This is a genomic window from Bradyrhizobium sp. TM239 (genome assembly GCF_036247985.1).
Lineage (GTDB): Bacteria > Pseudomonadota > Alphaproteobacteria > Rhizobiales > Xanthobacteraceae > Bradyrhizobium > Bradyrhizobium ottawaense.
Window position 1 is genome coordinate 25,791 of the sequence record NZ_BTIR01000026.1, and the last position, 16,215, is coordinate 42,005.

The following is a 16,215-nucleotide window of genomic DNA, read 5'->3' on the forward strand; positions in this document are numbered from 1 at the left end:
CATCCGCCGCGGCCTCAGGATCCGGAGCGGACGGTCGCGCCCTCCCTGATTCCGTCGACATTGACGCAGAGGCGCTTGATCTTGTCGTACAGTGTCTGCTTCGGAATGCTCAGAAGGGCAGCCGTTGCCTGGACGTCGCCTTGCCTGCGCCGCAGCGCATCCTCGATGATCGATCGCTCGATGTTCTCCAGTTGCCGCGGCAATGACATATCGGACGCGCCGAAGCCCGACTTGTTGATCGACTTGCCGTCGAGGACACCGAGCACGAAACGGTCGGCGACGTTACGGAGCTCGCGCACGTTGCCCGGCCACGAATAGGCCAGGAGGTGAGACATGGTCGGGTCGTCCAGGATCGGGGCGTCGCGCTCGAAACGCCTGGCGGCATCCAGAGTGAAGTGCTCGAACAGCAGCGGGATGTCCTCCCGCCGTTCGCGCAGCGGCGGCAGCTCGATGAAAGCGACGCCGAGGCGATAGTAAAGATCGGCACGAAACAGCCGCTTTTCGCTGAGCTCTAGCAGATTCACCTTGCTCGCGGCCACGACACGGCAATCTACAGCGATCGGCTTGTTGGTGCCGACGCGCTCGATCGAGCGATCCTGCAGCGACCTCAGCAACTTGACCTGCACGCTGAGCGGCATGCTTTCGATCTCGTCGAGGAACAGCGTTCCGCCGCTGGCGTATTCGATCTTTCCGATCCGCTGACGCGTGGCGCCGGTGAACGCGCCGACCTCGTGGCCGAACAGCTCGCTCTCGACCAGCGATTCCGGCAGGCCGCCGCAGTTCACCGCAACGTAGTTGCCGCCGCGGCGGCCGCTATGATTGTGCAGGCAGCGCGCCACCACATCCTTGCCCGTCCCGGTCTCACCATAGATCGTGACGTCGACATTGGTCGCAGCCAAGGTGGAGACCAACCGGCGCACCTCCTGGATCTGCGGCGACCGACCGAGCAGGCTGGCCTCGATTCCCTGGCGGTCCGCCAAGGCGGATCGCAACGATCGCACCTCGAGCGTCAGCCGCCGCTTCTCCGCCGCCCGGCGCACCACCGAGATCAGCTGCTCCGAGGAGCAGGGTTTCTCGATGAAGTCATAGGCGCCGGTCCGCATTGCCTGCACGGCCATAGAAATATCGCCGTGACCAGTGATCAGGATCACCGGCAGATCCTGATCCAGCCGACGCAGATCAGACAGCCAATCGAGGCCGCTGCGCCCGCGCAGGCGCACGTCGCAGACCACGACAAAGGGCATGTCGGCGCGCACGGAGCTGTGGGCGGTCTCGACCGAGGCAAAGCCCGAAACGGAAAATCCCGCAAGTTCGAGCGCCTGGACCCCGCCGATCCGGACGTCGTCATCATCCTCGACATAGATCACGCCGATCGATTGGTCATCGCCCATGCGGAGCCGCCTCTGTAATCTCAGCCAATGGAAGGGTCACAACAAATTCGGCGCCGCTCGGCGTCAGGTTTCGCGCATGCAGTTCGCCACCGAACGAGCGTGCAATGTGGTTGGACAGCATCAGGCCCAGCCCAAGCCCCTTGCCCGCGGGCTTGGTCGTCACGAACGGCTCGAACATGCGCTGCAGGACGTCGGGGGCGATCGCGGGCCCGCTGTTGCTGATCGCAATGCGGCAGCGCGCGCTCTGCGCCTCCTCCCTGCCCGCCCGGACCAGGATCGACTTCGGCTCGACATTCTCCACCGCATCCAGCGCATTCGCCACGATGTTGCACAACAGCTGCTCGAGCCGCGTCTGATCGGCGATGACGCAGAGTTTTGCGTCAATGTCCGTCGCGACGGCAACCCCGCCCTCCTTGACTCGCCCGGACAATATTTTGAGCGATTCAGCCACGGCCTGCTCAACGGAAACCGCGCCAAGCGGGCTGCTCGACTTATATGCGAACACCCGCAACTGGCCGGTCAGGCGTCCGAGCCGCCGCACCAGCTCGCCAATGCGGGTGAGATTTCCACGGGCATCTCCGATTGATCCGCGGTCGACCAGCAAGACTGCATTGTCGGCGGCGGTCTGCAAGGCCGCCAACGGCTGGTTCAGTTCATGAACGATGCCCGCCGACATCTGGCCGAGCGCGGCCAGCTTGCCGGCATGAACGAGTTCATCCTGCGTAGCGCGCAATTCGGCTGTGCGCTCCTGCACCCTGGTTTCGAGCATGTCGTTCGCCGCCTGCAATGCGGCCTGGCTCGCCAACCGCTGCTTGATCTCTCTGCGGCGTTGCTCCACAAGTCCAAGCGCCAGCAGCGCGACGAGGGCGGCTAATCCCGATATGACCCCGATGACGAGCGCAGTCTGCCGTATGGGCGCCTCGTCGTCGAGAAGCACGAGTTTCCAAAGCCCGCGGTTGATCGGAAGCTCGCTGACGGTATAGGCGGTGCCGTTCTCCGCGGTGATCCGTGCTGTGCCGTTCTCGGACTGGGCGACGAAGGTCCATCCGAGCGGCGCAAGATCGTGGTTTCCGTAGGGCTTGGATCGCGCGATGTCATCGCGCGTTTGAACCGACAGCGGCTCCATCGGGCGATAGCGCCACTCGTCGCGAGAGGCGAGTATCGTGACCTTGCGCTCGTCGACCAGTAGAATGTCGTTGTCGATGTTGCGCCACGCCCTCTCGAACGAATCCAGATTGACCTTGACGGTCGCGATCCCCTTGGTCGTCCCGCTGTCCTTCAGGGCATAGGACAGATAATAACCGGCGCGCGCGGTGGTGATACCGACACCGAAGAATGCACCGCGACCGTTCGCAAGCGCTTCGCTCACATAGGGACGATACGACAGGTTTTCGCCGAAGGGTGTTCCGGGCTGGTCGAAATCGGCCGCGGCCAGGGTCGCGCCGGTGACACCGAGGACGTAGAGGTTGTCGGCCCCCGCCAGCAGGTTGATCGATTTCAGATAGAGGCTGACGGCTTGCTGCAACGCGGGATCGCCGGGCGCCTCCAGCAGCCGGAACACGCCGGGGGACGTCTCCAGGAGAGACGGGAGATACTCAAATCTCGAAAGATGGCCGTCGAGTCTGGCAGCCTCGACGGCCAGCCGCTGCTGGGCCGCGGTGTGCAGATGGTCCAGTCCCCGGCGGAACATGACCGCATATCCGAGCCACGCCGCGGCGGCGACCAACGCAAGGGCAAATGCACCGCGAATGAACCAACGCGTGGAAGCAGGCGCCACCGAACCAACCTTGGCAGGCTCCTTGACGTTCACCAGGGATGAGAGCTCCGCCATCTTGTGAACCAGCACAAACCCGGGAGCGCCGGCAATTGCGGCAGGCCACTCACGCATAGTCTAACTCTATGGTCTTGCCCCGGAATACGCGATAGGAAAATCCGGTGTAGGCGATGATGACCGGCGGCGTCACGCAGACCCCGATCAGTATGACTCGGAGCGACTCCGGACTGCTGGCGGCCTGCCAGACCGTGAGCCGGTCGATCACGACATAGGGGTAGATGCTATAGCTGAGACCAAGGAAGCTCAGGAGGAACACGAGCACCAATAGCGCGAAAGGCAGCCAGCAAAGCGCGCCGCGCACGGCCGGTGCACCCAGCAGAAGGCGGACCGTCAGCAGCGCGACGCTGGACGTGATCGGGATCGAGGCCACCGCGATCATCGCCGGCAGGGTGAACCACCTGATGCGGACCGTCTCGCTGATCCACGGCGTTGCCATCGAGATCAGGATCAGACCGAGAACCATGGGTGCGAAGGCGATCTTGCTCCACTCGATCGCCTTCTCCTGCAGTTCGCCATGCGTCTTCATCACAAGCCACGTCGCGCCGAGCAGTGCATAGGCCATCGGCAACGCAATTGCGATTGCGCCGGCGAAGATCGGATAATTCCAGCCTTCGCCGAACCCGCTGATGTAGCGGCCGAGCATCCAGCCCTGGCATACCGACGCCAGCATCGACCCGGCGATGAACATGCGATCCCACATCGCCTTCCGGTCGGCCTTGGCCTTGACCCGGAAATCGAAAGCTGCACCGCGCAGGATCAGGCCGACCAGCATGAGCGCGGTCGGCAGGTACAATTCCGACAGGACCAGTCCATGCGCCTTTGGGAAGGCGACGAGGAGAAGGCCGACGCCGAGGACGAGCCAGGTCTCATTCGCATCCCAGAACGGGCCGATCGAGGCGACCATGGTATCCCGCTCGTCCGGCGTCGCCCGATGCATCAGCATGCCGACCCCGAGATCGTAGCCGTCGCTCACGACATAGACGAGCAGCGATACGCCCATCAGTCCGATGAAGATCAGTGGCAGAAGCTCGTCGAAGGACATCGACATCATGCGAACTCTCCGCGGCTCTGATAGCGAAGCGGATCCTGTGCAAGGTCCTCCGACGTGACCGCCGCCGGACGCTTTTCCGGCTTCTCCGACATATATTTCAGCACGCCGACATAGGCCACCAGCAAGCCCACATAGAGGGTCACGTAGATGACCAGGGTCAGCGCGATGCTCGCCGATGGAACGCGCGAGGCGACCTCGCTCGTTCGGATCAGGCCTGACACGATGAACGGTTGCCGTCCAATCTCCGTGACGTACCATCCGGCGATGGTTGCCACCCATCCGGCAAAGGTCATTCCCGCGAACAACTTGAGCAATGGCCGCGGCATCAGGGAAAACTCCCAACCGTCGCGCCAATGCCTCCAGAGGCCGACCCAGCTGACGAGTAACATCAGGATGCCCGTTCCCACCATGATCCGGAACGACCAGAACAGCGGCAGCACCGGCGGATGGGCCGATGGAAACTCGTTCAACCCCTTGAGCTCCCCGTCAGGATCGTGACGGAGGATAAGGCTCGCGAGTTTCGGCACGGCCAGTTCGAAATAGTTCGACCGGGTCGCATCGTCGGGAATCGCGAACAGAAGCAGCGGCGCGCCGCGCGTGGTTTCCCAGATGCCTTCAACCGCCGCGATCTTCTGCGGCTGATACTTGAGCGTATTGAGCCCGTGAAAATCGCCCGCCACCATCTGCGCCGGCGCGGCCAGGGCCGCGAACACGAGCCCGGTTCGCAGCACCCGCGAGGCGCTCGCCGTCGCGACGCCCTTGAGGAGCTGCCAGGCGCTGATCCCGATCAGCAGGAACGCGCACGTCAGTGACGACGCAAGCACCATGTGGACGAAACGATAGGGAAAGGAGGGATTGAAAACGATCTCCAGCCAATTCCGTGCATGGAACTGGCCGTCGACAATTTCGTATCCCGCCGGTGTCTGCATCCAGGAATTGAGGGCGAGGATCCAGAACGCACTCATCAGAGTGCCCAGCGCCACCAGAAAGGTCGCCCCAAGGTGAATTGCTTCGCCGACGCGGCGGTGGCCGAACAGCATCACGCCAAGAAAGCCCGCCTCGAGAAAAAAAGCGGTCAGCACCTCATAGCTCAGCAACGGGCCTGCGATATTGCCGACCCGCTCCATATAGCCCGGCCAGTTGGTGCCGAACTGGAAGCTCATGGTGACGCCACTGACGACCCCGAGCGCAAATGTCAGGGCGAATACCTTGGTCCACAGCCGATAGGCGCGAAGCCAGTCCAGCTTCTGCTGTGGGTCGGTTGCGCGCATATGCTTCACGCGGAAGAGCAGCAGCACCCAGCCCAGGGCGATCGAGATCGATGGAAATAGAATATGAAACGTGATGTTCGCGGCGAACTGGATACGCGCAAGGAGCACAGCGTCCATCAGCATCCCCTCCGGGCTCGAGCCGGCGCCGGGTGCGCAACGGCCGACACGACATCCATCTCCTTCGCGACCGCAATCAATGAAGCTTGACGTGCGGCTCGGTCCGCCGGGTGATCAGGCGAGCCAGCGTGTCGAGCGCCACCTTGGCCGGACCATGCAGGGCGTATTCGTGCATCTTGTAGAGCGACAGGTACATCATCCGCGCGAACAGCCCCTCGAAGACCAGGCTGCCGCCCACCAGCGCCCCCATCATCGAGCCGACCGTGCTGAACTCGCCGAGCGAGACCAGGGATCCGAAGTCCCTGTAGCGGTAGTCCTTCAGCGCTTCGCCTCGCAGATGCCGCGGGATCTGGGAAGAGAGATGCGAGGCCTGCTGATGGGCCGCCTGTGCGCGCGGCGGCACATTGCCCCGCTCGCCCCATGAGCAGGCCGAGCAGTCGCCGATGGCAAAAATGTTGTCGTCGCGCGTGGTCTGCAACGTGGGCCGCACCACCAGCTGGTTGATGCGGTTGGTTTCGAGCCCGGCAATGTCCTTCAGGAAATCGGGCGCCTTGACGCCCGCGGCCCAGACGATCAGTTCGGCGGGAATGGTTCGCCCGTCCGTCAGGCTGACGCGGTCGGACCCGACTACGGACACCTTGGCGCCGACCAGCAGATTGACACCCAGCCTGAGCAGCAGTTTCTCCGTCTCCTTCGAGACGCGTTCCGGCAATGCGGGAAGCACCCGATCCGCCGCTTCAATCAGCGTGATCCTGATGTCCTTCTGCGGATCGACCTGATCGAGGCCGTATGCCACCACTTCGCGCGTCGTCCGGTGCAATTCCGCCGCAAGCTCGACACCGGTCGCACCGGCGCCGATGATCGCGACCTTCAACTGATGTTCACCGAGCGCTGACGATTGGGCATGGGCGCGGATGCAGGCATTGACCATGCGTTCGTGGAACCGCTTGGCATCGACCTGCGATTCGAGCTTGATCGCGTGGTCCACGACGCCCGGCGTGCCAAAATCGTTGTTCTGGCTGCCAATAGCCATGACGAGGATATCGTAGTCGAAGCTCCGCTTCGGCGTCACCTCGCGCCCTTCGCCATCGAGATAGGGCGCCACCAGCACTTGACGCCGCTCCCGGTCGATCCCGATCATCTCGCCGATCCGGTAACGAAACCCGTGCCAGTAGGATTGCGCGAGATAGTCGACCTCGTGGGCACCGATATCCATGCTGCCGGCCGCGATCTCGTGCAGCTTCGGCTTCCAGACATGCGTGCGGTTGCGCTCGATCAGCGTGACGTCGAGCTTGCCCTTGCGGCCATATTTGTCGCCGAGGCGGGTCGCGAGTTCCAATCCTCCCGCCCCGCCTCCGACGATCACGATCCGGAGCTTTCCCGATTGCGCCTCACTCATGATGGCCTCGCCCGATCGCGTTCATAGTCCGCCCAATCGTGTCCTTCCGATCAGGCTCTCTCGGACACCGCATCCGCGGCTGCGACGGCAGCCATGTTCACGATGCGGCGGACGGTCGAGGATGGCGTGAGAATGTGGGCGGGCTTGGCCGCGCCGAGCAAAATGCCGCCGACCGTCAGCCCCTGCCCCGCAGCCATCCGCAAAAGATTGTACGAGATGTTGGCCGCGTCCAGATTGGGCATCACCAGCACGTTCGCCGGACCGACGAAACCGGAATCGGGAAACTCGTGGTCACGCACCGACTGCGACAGCGCCGCGTCGCCGCGCATCTCGCCTTCCACGGTCAGATCGGGCGAGCGCGCGCGGATGATCGCGCGCGCCTCCCGCATCTTGTGCGCCTCCGGCACCGCCGAGCTGCCGAAGCTTGAATGCGACAACAGCGCCACTCGAGGCGTGATGCCAAATCGCCTGACTTCGGCGGCCGCCAGCAGCGCGATGTCGGCAACCTGCTCGGCAGTCGGATTGAGATTGCAATGCGTGTCGCAGATGAACAGCTGATGCTGCGGGAGAATGAGCATTTGCATTACGGCGAGCGTCCGCACGTCGTCCCGCGTTCCGATCACGTTCTTGATCGCCGCCAGGTGATCGGCGGTTCGCCCGATCACTCCGCAAAGCATCGCATCGCCGATCCCGCGCTCGAGCAGGATCGACGCCAGCACCGTCGCATTGCTCCGCGTCTCCGACAGCGCGAGGGCCGCCGATACGCCATCGCGCCTCCTGCGCGCATGATACACGTCAGCGCATTTGGAATAGACCTGCGCATCGTGCGGATCGATGATCTCGCAGTCCTGGCCGGGCCTGAGCCGGAGACCGAAAGCCTTGATCTGCTGTTCGATGGTGGCTGGCCGGCCGAGCAACAACGGCTTCGCGATCCGCTCGTCAGCGATCACCTGTGCTGCCCGCAGCACGCGCTCATCCTCGCCTTCGGCCAGAACGAGGGATTTTCCGCTCCCCTTCGCCACCGAAAACACCGGCTGCATCGCATTGCCGGACTGGTAGACAAAACGGCTCAGCCTCTGCCGATAAGCGTCCATATCGGCGATCGGACGCCTTGCAACACCGGTATCGGCGGCCGCCTTTGCCACCGCCGGCGCAATCATCTCGATGAGACGTGGATCGAACGGCTTTGGAATGAGATAGTTGCGCCCGAAGCGAAGGTCCTCGCCCTTGTAGGCGGTTGCGACCACCTCAGGAACCTCGGCCATGGCGAGGTCTGCGAGTGCGCGGACCGTCGCAAGCTTCATCTCCTCGTTGATGGTGGTCGCACCGCAATCGAGCGCGCCACGGAAGATGAACGGGAAGCACAGGACGTTGTTGATCTGGTTGGGATAGTCCGAACGCCCCGTGCCGATGATCGCATCGGGACGAACCGCCAGCGCGTCTTCCGGCATGATCTCCGGAACCGGATTGGCCATCGCGAAGATCAGGGGATCGCGGGCCATCTTCTTGACCAGGTCTGATGTCAGCACCTTGCCGGCCGACAGTCCGAGGAAGATGTCCGCATCCTGGATGATATCGTCCAGCTTCCGCGCATCCGTCTTCACGGCATAGCGCGCCTTGTTGTCGTCCATGCTTTCGGTACGGCCGGCATACACGACACCCTTGGCGTCGGTCACGATGATGCGATCGCGGCGCAATCCAAGGCTCACGATGAGATCGAGGCAGGCGAGCGCCGCAGCACCCGCGCCGGAGCAGACCAGCTTGACCTCGGCGATGTCCTTGTTGACCAGCTTCAGCCCGTTGAGGATCGCGGCTGCAGCGATGATCGCGGTGCCGTGCTGATCATCGTGGAAGACGGGTATCTTCATCCGTTCGCGGAGCTTCTTCTCGATGTAGAAGCATTCCGGCGCCTTGATGTCCTCGAGGTTGATGCCGCCGAAGGTCGGCTCCATCCGCGCGATCGTCTCGATCAGCGCATCGGGATTCTCCTCGGCGAGTTCGATGTCGAACACGTCGATGCCTGCGAACTTCTTGAACAGACACGCCTTGCCCTCCATGACCGGTTTTCCGGCCAGCGCGCCGATATTGCCGAGTCCGAGCACGGCGGTGCCGTTGGTGACGACGGCGACGAGGTTGCTGCGGGCCGTCAACACGTCCGCTTGCAACGGATCCTCGGCGATGACCAGGCAGGGCTCGGCCACACCAGGTGAATACGCCAGCGCCAGATCGCGCTGGGTGGCCATCGCCTTGGTCGGCACCACGGAGATCTTCCCCGGCGTCGGCAGGCGATGATATTCGAGTGCGGCTTCCCTGAGATCCTGGTCCATCGTGTTCCTCGACTTGATTCTTCGGTTCGGGAGGCCGGCATGCGGCCTCAGATCATGTGCTGGCCGCCATTCGCCGATATCGTCGATCCCGTGATGAAGCCGGCATCGTCGGAGGCGAGAAACACCACCGCGCGCGCGATCTCCTGCGGTTCACCCAGACGGCCGACCGGAATCTGGGGCAGAATGTTCTTGGCCACGATCTCCGGACTGATCGCCTTGACCATCTCGGTGGCGATATAGCCGGGGCAGATCGTGTTGACGGTGATGCCGGCGCGGGCGCCCTCCTGGGCCAACGCCTTCACGAAGCCGATGTCGCCGGCCTTGGCAGCGGAGTAGTTGACCTGGCCCATCTGGCCCTTCTGGCCGTTAATCGAGGAGATGCAGATCACGCGACCGAACTTGCGCTCGCGCATGCCTTCCCACACCGGCCGCGTCATGTTGAACAGCGAGTTCAGATTGGTGTTGATGACCGCGTACCATTGCTCCGGCGTCATCTTGTGGAACATGCCGTCCTTGGTGATGCCGGCGTTGTTGACCAGCACATCGACCGGCCCCAGGTCGGCCTCGACCTGTTTCAAGCCGGCGACGCAGGCCTCGTAGTTCGAGACGTCCCATTTGTAGACGTTGATGCCGGTCTGACTCTTGAACTTCGCAGCTGCCTCGTCGTTACCGGCATAACTCGCCGCCACCTTGTAGCCGGCCGCCTTGAGTGCGACCGAGATCGCCTCGCCGATGCCGCGCGTTCCGCCGGTCACCACCGCAACTCTGGACATGATTTCCTCCTGATCCTGATCGGTTATTCTTCTGCCGGCGCACGGCCAGCCGCTGTCGTTCGCGGATGGTGTGGTGCCGTCCGCGTTCATTCTGCTCCGGCGCTTATGGCCGGTGTTCTCTGCTACCGTTCGACCGTCAGGGCGACGCCCATGCCACCCCCGATGCACAACGTTGCAAGCCCCTTCTTCGCACCCCGCTTCTGCATCTCGAACAGCAGCGTCGTCAGCACGCGGGCGCCAGACGCACCGATCGGATGACCGATGGCGATGGCACCGCCGTTCACGTTCACGATCGAGGGATCCCAACCCATGTCCTTGTTGACGGCGATGGCCTGGGCCGCGAAGGCCTCGTTGGCTTCGACGAGATCGAGATCCCCGACCTTCCAGCCGGCCTTTTCCAGTGCCTTGCGCGAGGCCGGGATTGGCCCCGAACCCATTACCGCCGGGTCGACGCCGGCGGTCGCCCAAGAGACGATTTTTGCGAGCGGCGTCAGGCCGCGCTTGCTGGCTTCCTCCGCGCTCATCAACACCAGCGCGGCCGCGCCGTCGTTGAGGCCCGAGGCGTTGCCCGCAGTCACCGAGCCTTCCTTGTTGAAGGCGGGCTTAAGTTTGGCGAGAGCATCCTGCGTCGTGCCGGCACGGATATACTCGTCCTGGTCGACGACAACGTCGCCCTTCCTGGTCTTGACGGTGACGGGAACGATCTCGTCCTTGAACCGGCCGCCCTTTTGCGCGTCCTCGGCCTTGTTCTGCGAGCGGGTGGCGAAAGCGTCCTGCTCCTCGCGGGTGATCTGCCATTTGGCGGCGATGTTCTCCGCCGTGACGCCCATGTGGTAGCCGTGGAAGGCGTCCATCAGGCCGTCCTTCAGCATGGAATCGACGAATTTGACGTCACCCATCTTGGTGCCGCCACGCATATGCGACAGATGCGGCGCCATCGACATCGACTCCATGCCGCCGGCAACGATGACCTTTGCGTCGCCATTGGCGATCTGCTGCAGCCCAAGCGCCACCGACCGCAGACCCGAGCCGCAGAGCTGGTTCATGCCCCACGCTGTCTTCTCCTGCGGAATGCCGGCCGCCATAGCGGCCTGCCGCGCCGGATTCTGCCCCTCACCGCCGGACAGCACCTGGCCCAGGATGACCTCGTCGACATCTTCAGGCGAGACCTTCGCGCGTTCGAGGGCACCCTTGATCGCGACGGCTCCGAGCTCGTGCGCGGTCAGCGATCCAAGTGCACCGTTGAAGGAGCCGACCGGCGTTCGCGCGGCGGACACAATCACCACATCAGTCATGACCATTTCCTCTTGTCTGTCTGTTAAATCTCTCGCAATCCAATCGCTAGATGCCCCTGCCCTCTGCCACGGCGGTCTCGAAGTCTGTCGGATCGATGTCGCGCTCGAGACCGACACGCAGCTTCTCGCGATCGAGCTCGCCCTCCCACCAGGCCACCACCACGCAGGCAACACCGTTGCCGCAGAGATTGGTCAGAGCGCGGCATTCGCTCATGAACTTGTCGATACCGAGCACGATCGCCATGCCGGGAAGCAGCTCCGGCCTGACGGCGGCGAGCGTGCCGGCCAGCGTAATGAAGCCGGCACCCGTGATCCCCGATGCGCCCTTCGAGGTGAGCATGGCAACGACGAGAATCGTCAACTGCTCGCCGAAACTGAGCTGCACGTTCATCGCCTGGGCGATGAACAGCGTCGCCAGCGTCATGTAGATGTTGGTGCCGTCCAGATTGAAGGAGTAGCCGGTCGGCACGACGAGGCCAACGACCGGCTTGGAGCAGCCGAGGCGCTCGAGCTTCTCCATCATCTGCGGAAGCGCGCTCTCCGAGGACGACGTGCCAAGCACGATCAGCAATTCATCCTTCAGATATCGGAGGAACTTGAAGATCGAGAATCCGGCGAAGCGGGCGATCAGACCAAGGACCACAAAGACGAACAGGAGCGCAGTGACATAGAAGGTTGCGATAAGCCCAGCGAGATTGCCCAATGCCTGCGGACCATACCGCCCGATCGTATAGGCCATCGCACCGAACGCACCGATCGGGGCCGCCTTAACAATGATCGAGATGACGCCGAACATCGCGTGAGCCACGTCATCGATGAACGCCCGCACGGTATGGGCGCGCTCGCCGAGCCCCATCAGCGCAAAGCCGAACAGGATTGCAAACAGCAGGACCTGCAGGATTTCTCCCTGCGCAAACGCTCCCACGACCGTGTCCGGGATGACGTGCAGGACGAAATCGATCGACCTCATTTCGCTCGCCTGCTTGGCGTAACCCGCGACAGCAGCGGCGTTGGATTGACCCTGAAAGCCTGCTCCAGGCTGCACCACATTGCCGACGATCAAGCCGAGTGCCAGTGCAAGCGTCGACACGATCTCGAAATAGATCAGCGCCTTGATCGCGACCCGACCGACCTTCTTGACTTCGGAGATATGGGCGATGCCGGAGACGACGGTACAGAAGATGATGGGCGCAATCACCATCTTGATGAGCTTGACGAAGCCGTCGCCCATCGCCTTGATCCACTCGTTCTTGCCGAGTTCGGGCGAGACCCAACCGACGATAATGCCGAGCACGATAGCTGCGAGCACCTGAACGTAGAGCACCCGGTAAAATGGCTTCTTCTGCGTCACGGCCTTCTTATCGACCGTCGCACTGGTCGCTCCAGACATTATGTCTCCTCCCTCATTTCGCTGCGTTCCGCGCGGGCAGTCCTACTTTTTCTTCTGCGGCGGCAGATCGGTGCAGTGGCCCTCAAAGACCTCCGCCGCCATGCCGATGGACTCGCCGAGCGTCGGATGCGGATGAATGGTCTTGCCGATATCCGCGGGCTCGCAGCCCATCTCGATCGCGAGACAGACCTCGCTGATCAGATCGCCCGCATGTGTGCCGACGATGCCGCCGCCGATAACGCGTTGCGTCGCCGTGTCGAACAGAAGCTTTGTGAAACCCTCGTCGCGACCGTTGGCGATGGCGCGGCCGGAGGCTGCCCAGTGGAAAACCGCCTTGCCGAACTTGATGCCTTCGGCCTTGCACTGATCCTCCGTCTTGCCGGCCCAGGCGACTTCGGGATCAGTGTAGGCCACGGACGGAATCTGCCGCGCGTCGAAATAGGATTTTTCGCCATGGGCGACTTCCGCGGCCACATGACCTTCATGCACGGCTTTATGGGCCAGCATCGGCTGCCCGACGATGTCGCCGATCGCGAGAATATGCGCCACGTTGGTCCGCATCTGCCTGTCGACGTCGATGAATCCGCGATCGGTCACCGCGACACCCGCCTTCTCGGCGCCGATCTTCTTGCCGTTCGGGCTGCGGCCGACCGCGACCAGAACCAGGTCATAGAGTTGGGGCGCCGACGGCGCCTGCTCGCCCTCGAAGGAGACCTCAATCCCGGCCTCGGTGGCCTTCCCACCGACCGTCCTGGTCTTCAGCATCACCTTGTCGAAGCGACGCGCGTTCATCTTGTCCCAGACCTTGACCAGGTCGCGGTCAGCGCCCTGCATCAGGCCGTCGAGCATCTCGACCACGTCGATGCGTGCGCCGAGTGTCGAATAGACCGTCGCCATCTCCAGCCCGATGATGCCGCCGCCGATCACCAGCATGCGCTTCGGGATCGATGTCAGCAGCAGGGCGCCGGTCGAGTCGACGATGCGCGGATCCTCGGGCAGGAACGGCAGCTTCACGGCCTGGCTGCCGGCGGCGATGATGGCCTTGGCGAACTTGATCGTCTTCTTGCCGCCTGCCGAGGTAACCTCGAGATGGTGCGGGTCGAGGAAGGCGCCGACGCCGGTCACGACCTCGACCTTGCGGGCCTTTGCCATTCCGGCAAGGCCGCCGGTCAGCTTCTTGATCACGCCGTCCTTGAACGCACGCAGCTTGCCGAGATCGATCTGCGGCGCGCCAAAGGAGATTCCGTGGTCCGGGAGGTGTTTGACCTCGTCGATGACGGACGCCGTATGCAGCAGCGCCTTGCTCGGAATGCACCCAACATTGAGGCAGACGCCGCCGAGCGTGTCGTAACGCTCGACCAACACGGTCTTCATGCCGAGATCGGCGGCTCGGAAGGCGGCGGAGTAGCCGCCGGGACCGGCGCCGAGCACCAGCATGTCGCATTCCATATCCGCCTTGCCGGAATGGAATGCCGCGACAGGAGTCGCTGCCGGTGCCGCGGCGGCGGGGGCAGGCGGCGGCGTGGCCGCAGCGCCCGCGGCTTCCAGCATGAGGATGACGGCCCCTTCGCTGACCTTGTCGCCGACCTTGACCCTGACCTCCCTGACAACGCCGGCATGCGAGGACGGAATCTCCATCGACGCCTTGTCGGACTCGACCATGATCAGGCTGGTGTCGACCGCGACGGTCTCACCGGGCTTGACCATGACTTCTATCACCGCGACGTCCTTGAAGTCGCCGATATCAGGCACCTTCACTTCGACCTGCTGAGCCATGCTGCCCTACTCCCGATCTCAGAACAGCACGCGCCGCAAATCGGCGAGCACGCTGGCGAAATAGACGTTGAAACGTGCGGCCGCCGCACCGTCGATGACGCGGTGGTCCCACGACAGCGACAGCGGCAAGGTCAGGCGTGACGTCCAGGTCTTGCCGTCAGGCGAATGCTGCTTCCAGTATCCCTTGCACACGCCCATGATCGCGACTTCCGGCGCGTTGATGATCGGCGTGAAGTAGATGCCGCCGATGCCGCCGAGCGAGGAGATCGAGAAGGTGCCGCCCTGCATCTGGTCTGGCTTGATCTTGCCTTCGCGCGCAAGCTTGGCGAGCGCGTTCATCTCATTGGCGATGTCAGGCACCGATTTCTTGTCGGCATCGCGGATGACGGGCACCATCAGGCCGTTCGGCGTGTCGGCGGCAAAGCCGACGTGCCAGTAGTTCTTGTAGACCAACGTGTCGCCGTCGAGGCTGGCATTGAATTCCGGAAACTTCTTCAGCGCCGCGACGGCTGCCTTCACCATGAACGGCAGCAGCGAGAGCTTCACGCCGCTCTTCTCCAGCTCCTTGTTCATCTTGACCCGGAACTGCTCGAGCTCGGTGATGTCGGCCTCGTCATGGGTCGTGACATGCGGGATGACGACCCAGTTGCGATGCAGATTGGCTGCCGAAATCTTCTTGATGCGACCGAGCTCCTTGCGCTCGACCGGGCCAAATTTTGCGAAATCGATCTTGGGCCAGGGCAGCAGATCGATGCCGCCGACACCGCCCCCGCTTGCGGGCGCAGCCTGCGGCTTGGCGGCGGACGCCCCGCCCTTGGCAACGGCCTCGACGTCTTCGCGAACGATACGGCCGTGATTACCGGAGCCTTTGACCTTGCCGAGATCGACACCCATCTCGCGTGCCAGCTTGCGCACCGCCGGTCCGGCATAGGCGAGCGCGAAGGCCCTTTCGTCGACCCCGCCGACTTGCGCCACGGGAGCCGCTGCGGGCGCCGACGACACTGCTGCAGGCGCAGGCGCCGCAGAGGCGGCCGTCGTGGACGCATCGCTGGTCGCGAGCACGAGAATGATCGCGCCCTCGCTGACCTTGTCGCCGGTCTTGACCTTGATCTCGCGCACGGTCCCCGAGAGGGGCGCCGGCACTTCCATCGTCGCCTTGTCGGATTCAAGCGCGATCAGCGGATCCTCAGCCTTGACGCTGTCGCCGGGCTTGACGAAGATTTCAATGACCGGAACGTCCTTGAAGTCGCCGATATCCGGAACGCGCACCTCGGCGACACCGGCCGGCGCGCTAACCGGCGACGGCGGTGCGCTGACGACGGGGCGAGTCTCGACCTGCTCGGCGCCCGCGCCCTCGAACTGCACGATCACCACGCCTTCGCTGACCTCGTCGCCAACCTTGACGACCACGGCCTTCACCACGCCATCGCGCGGCGACGGCACTTCCATGGTTGCCTTGTCGGATTCCAGCGCAACCAGCGGGTCCTCCGCCTTCACCTTGTCGCCCGGCTTGACGAATACTTCGATCACCGGGACGTCCTTGAACTCGCCGATATCCGGAACTTTGATGTCGATCAGACCACTCATCGCT

The 16,215-nt window shown here is 63.4% G+C and carries 11 protein-coding genes; all 11 read right to left on the reverse strand.

All coding sequences use genetic code 11. The annotated features are described in order from the left end of the window. Positions 1–14: 14 nt before the first annotated feature. Positions 15–1,391, reverse strand: coding sequence for a sigma-54-dependent transcriptional regulator (locus tag AABA84_RS32500; RefSeq protein ID WP_038946247.1), 1,377 nt, complete (start codon positions 1,389–1,391; stop codon positions 15–17). Then, positions 1,381–3,279 (reverse strand): sensor histidine kinase, encoded by a 1,899-nt coding sequence (locus tag AABA84_RS32505; RefSeq protein WP_338314174.1) that lies wholly within the window; start codon positions 3,277–3,279, stop codon positions 1,381–1,383. Before AABA84_RS32505 ends, AABA84_RS32500 begins: the two co-directional genes overlap by 11 nt. Then, entirely contained in the window at positions 3,272–4,273 is a 1,002-nt protein-coding gene (locus tag AABA84_RS32510) for a cytochrome d ubiquinol oxidase subunit II (protein WP_445083434.1), read from the reverse strand. Before AABA84_RS32510 ends, AABA84_RS32505 begins: the two co-directional genes overlap by 8 nt. Then, positions 4,273–5,664 (reverse strand): cytochrome ubiquinol oxidase subunit I, encoded by a 1,392-nt coding sequence (locus AABA84_RS32515; protein WP_338314176.1) that lies wholly within the window; start codon positions 5,662–5,664, stop codon positions 4,273–4,275. The genes AABA84_RS32510 and AABA84_RS32515 overlap by 1 nt, the downstream gene beginning before the upstream one ends. A 76-nt stretch (positions 5,665–5,740) precedes the next feature. Continuing rightward, the gene (locus tag AABA84_RS32520; protein ID WP_212246815.1) at positions 5,741–7,063 is read right to left on the reverse strand and encodes an NAD(P)/FAD-dependent oxidoreductase; all 1,323 of its coding nucleotides are present in this window, start codon (positions 7,061–7,063) and stop codon (positions 5,741–5,743) included. A gap of 50 nt (positions 7,064–7,113) precedes the next feature. Next, a complete protein-coding gene (locus AABA84_RS32525; protein WP_338314177.1) occupies positions 7,114–9,390 on the reverse strand; it encodes an NADP-dependent malic enzyme in 2,277 nt (758 codons plus the stop codon). Positions 9,391–9,437: 47 nt separating this feature from the next. Beyond that, positions 9,438–10,163 carry an acetoacetyl-CoA reductase gene (gene phbB / locus AABA84_RS32530; RefSeq protein WP_212246819.1) on the reverse strand — a complete coding sequence of 242 codons (726 nt, stop codon included), beginning with the start codon at positions 10,161–10,163 and terminating at the stop codon, positions 9,438–9,440. A gap of 122 nt (positions 10,164–10,285) precedes the next feature. Beyond that, entirely contained in the window at positions 10,286–11,458 is a 1,173-nt protein-coding gene (locus tag AABA84_RS32535; protein WP_212246821.1) for an acetyl-CoA C-acetyltransferase, read from the reverse strand. A 46-nt stretch (positions 11,459–11,504) separates the two neighbouring features. Continuing rightward, complete coding sequence (locus tag AABA84_RS32540) at positions 11,505–12,848, reverse strand: dicarboxylate/amino acid:cation symporter (protein WP_028145339.1); 1,344 nt, start codon at positions 12,846–12,848, stop codon at positions 11,505–11,507. 42 nt (positions 12,849–12,890) lie between these two features. Further along, the gene (lpdA, locus tag AABA84_RS32545) at positions 12,891–14,624 is read right to left on the reverse strand and encodes a dihydrolipoyl dehydrogenase (protein WP_338314178.1); all 1,734 of its coding nucleotides are present in this window, start codon (positions 14,622–14,624) and stop codon (positions 12,891–12,893) included. 18 nt (positions 14,625–14,642) lie between these two features. Then, positions 14,643–16,211 carry a dihydrolipoyllysine-residue acetyltransferase gene (locus AABA84_RS32550; RefSeq protein WP_212246823.1) on the reverse strand — a complete coding sequence of 523 codons (1,569 nt, stop codon included), beginning with the start codon at positions 16,209–16,211 and terminating at the stop codon, positions 14,643–14,645. Positions 16,212–16,215 lie beyond the last annotated feature (4 nt).

Bases quoted from the DNA above. Each gene is read 5' to 3' on its own strand.
- AABA84_RS32525 (WP_338314177.1), bottom strand. From the start codon at position 9,390: ATGGACCAGGATCTCAGGGAAGCCGCACTCGAATATCATCGCCTGCCG.
- AABA84_RS32510 (WP_445083434.1), bottom strand. From the start codon at position 4,273: ATGTCGATGTCCTTCGACGAGCTTCTGCCACTGATCTTCATCGGACTG.
- AABA84_RS32515 (WP_338314176.1), bottom strand. From the start codon at position 5,664: ATGGACGCTGTGCTCCTTGCGCGTATCCAGTTCGCCGCGAACATCACG.
- AABA84_RS32505 (WP_338314174.1), bottom strand. From the start codon at position 3,279: ATGCGTGAGTGGCCTGCCGCAATTGCCGGCGCTCCCGGGTTTGTGCTG.
- AABA84_RS32500 (WP_038946247.1), bottom strand. From the start codon at position 1,391: ATGGGCGATGACCAATCGATCGGCGTGATCTATGTCGAGGATGATGAC.
- AABA84_RS32540 (WP_028145339.1), bottom strand. From the start codon at position 12,848: ATGTCTGGAGCGACCAGTGCGACGGTCGATAAGAAGGCCGTGACGCAG.
- lpdA (WP_338314178.1), bottom strand. From the start codon at position 14,624: ATGGCTCAGCAGGTCGAAGTGAAGGTGCCTGATATCGGCGACTTCAAG.
- phbB (WP_212246819.1), bottom strand. From the start codon at position 10,163: ATGTCCAGAGTTGCGGTGGTGACCGGCGGAACGCGCGGCATCGGCGAG.
- AABA84_RS32535 (WP_212246821.1), bottom strand. From the start codon at position 11,458: ATGACTGATGTGGTGATTGTGTCCGCCGCGCGAACGCCGGTCGGCTCC.
- AABA84_RS32520 (WP_212246815.1), bottom strand. From the start codon at position 7,063: ATGAGTGAGGCGCAATCGGGAAAGCTCCGGATCGTGATCGTCGGAGGC.
- AABA84_RS32550 (WP_212246823.1), bottom strand. From the start codon at position 16,211: ATGAGTGGTCTGATCGACATCAAAGTTCCGGATATCGGCGAGTTCAAG.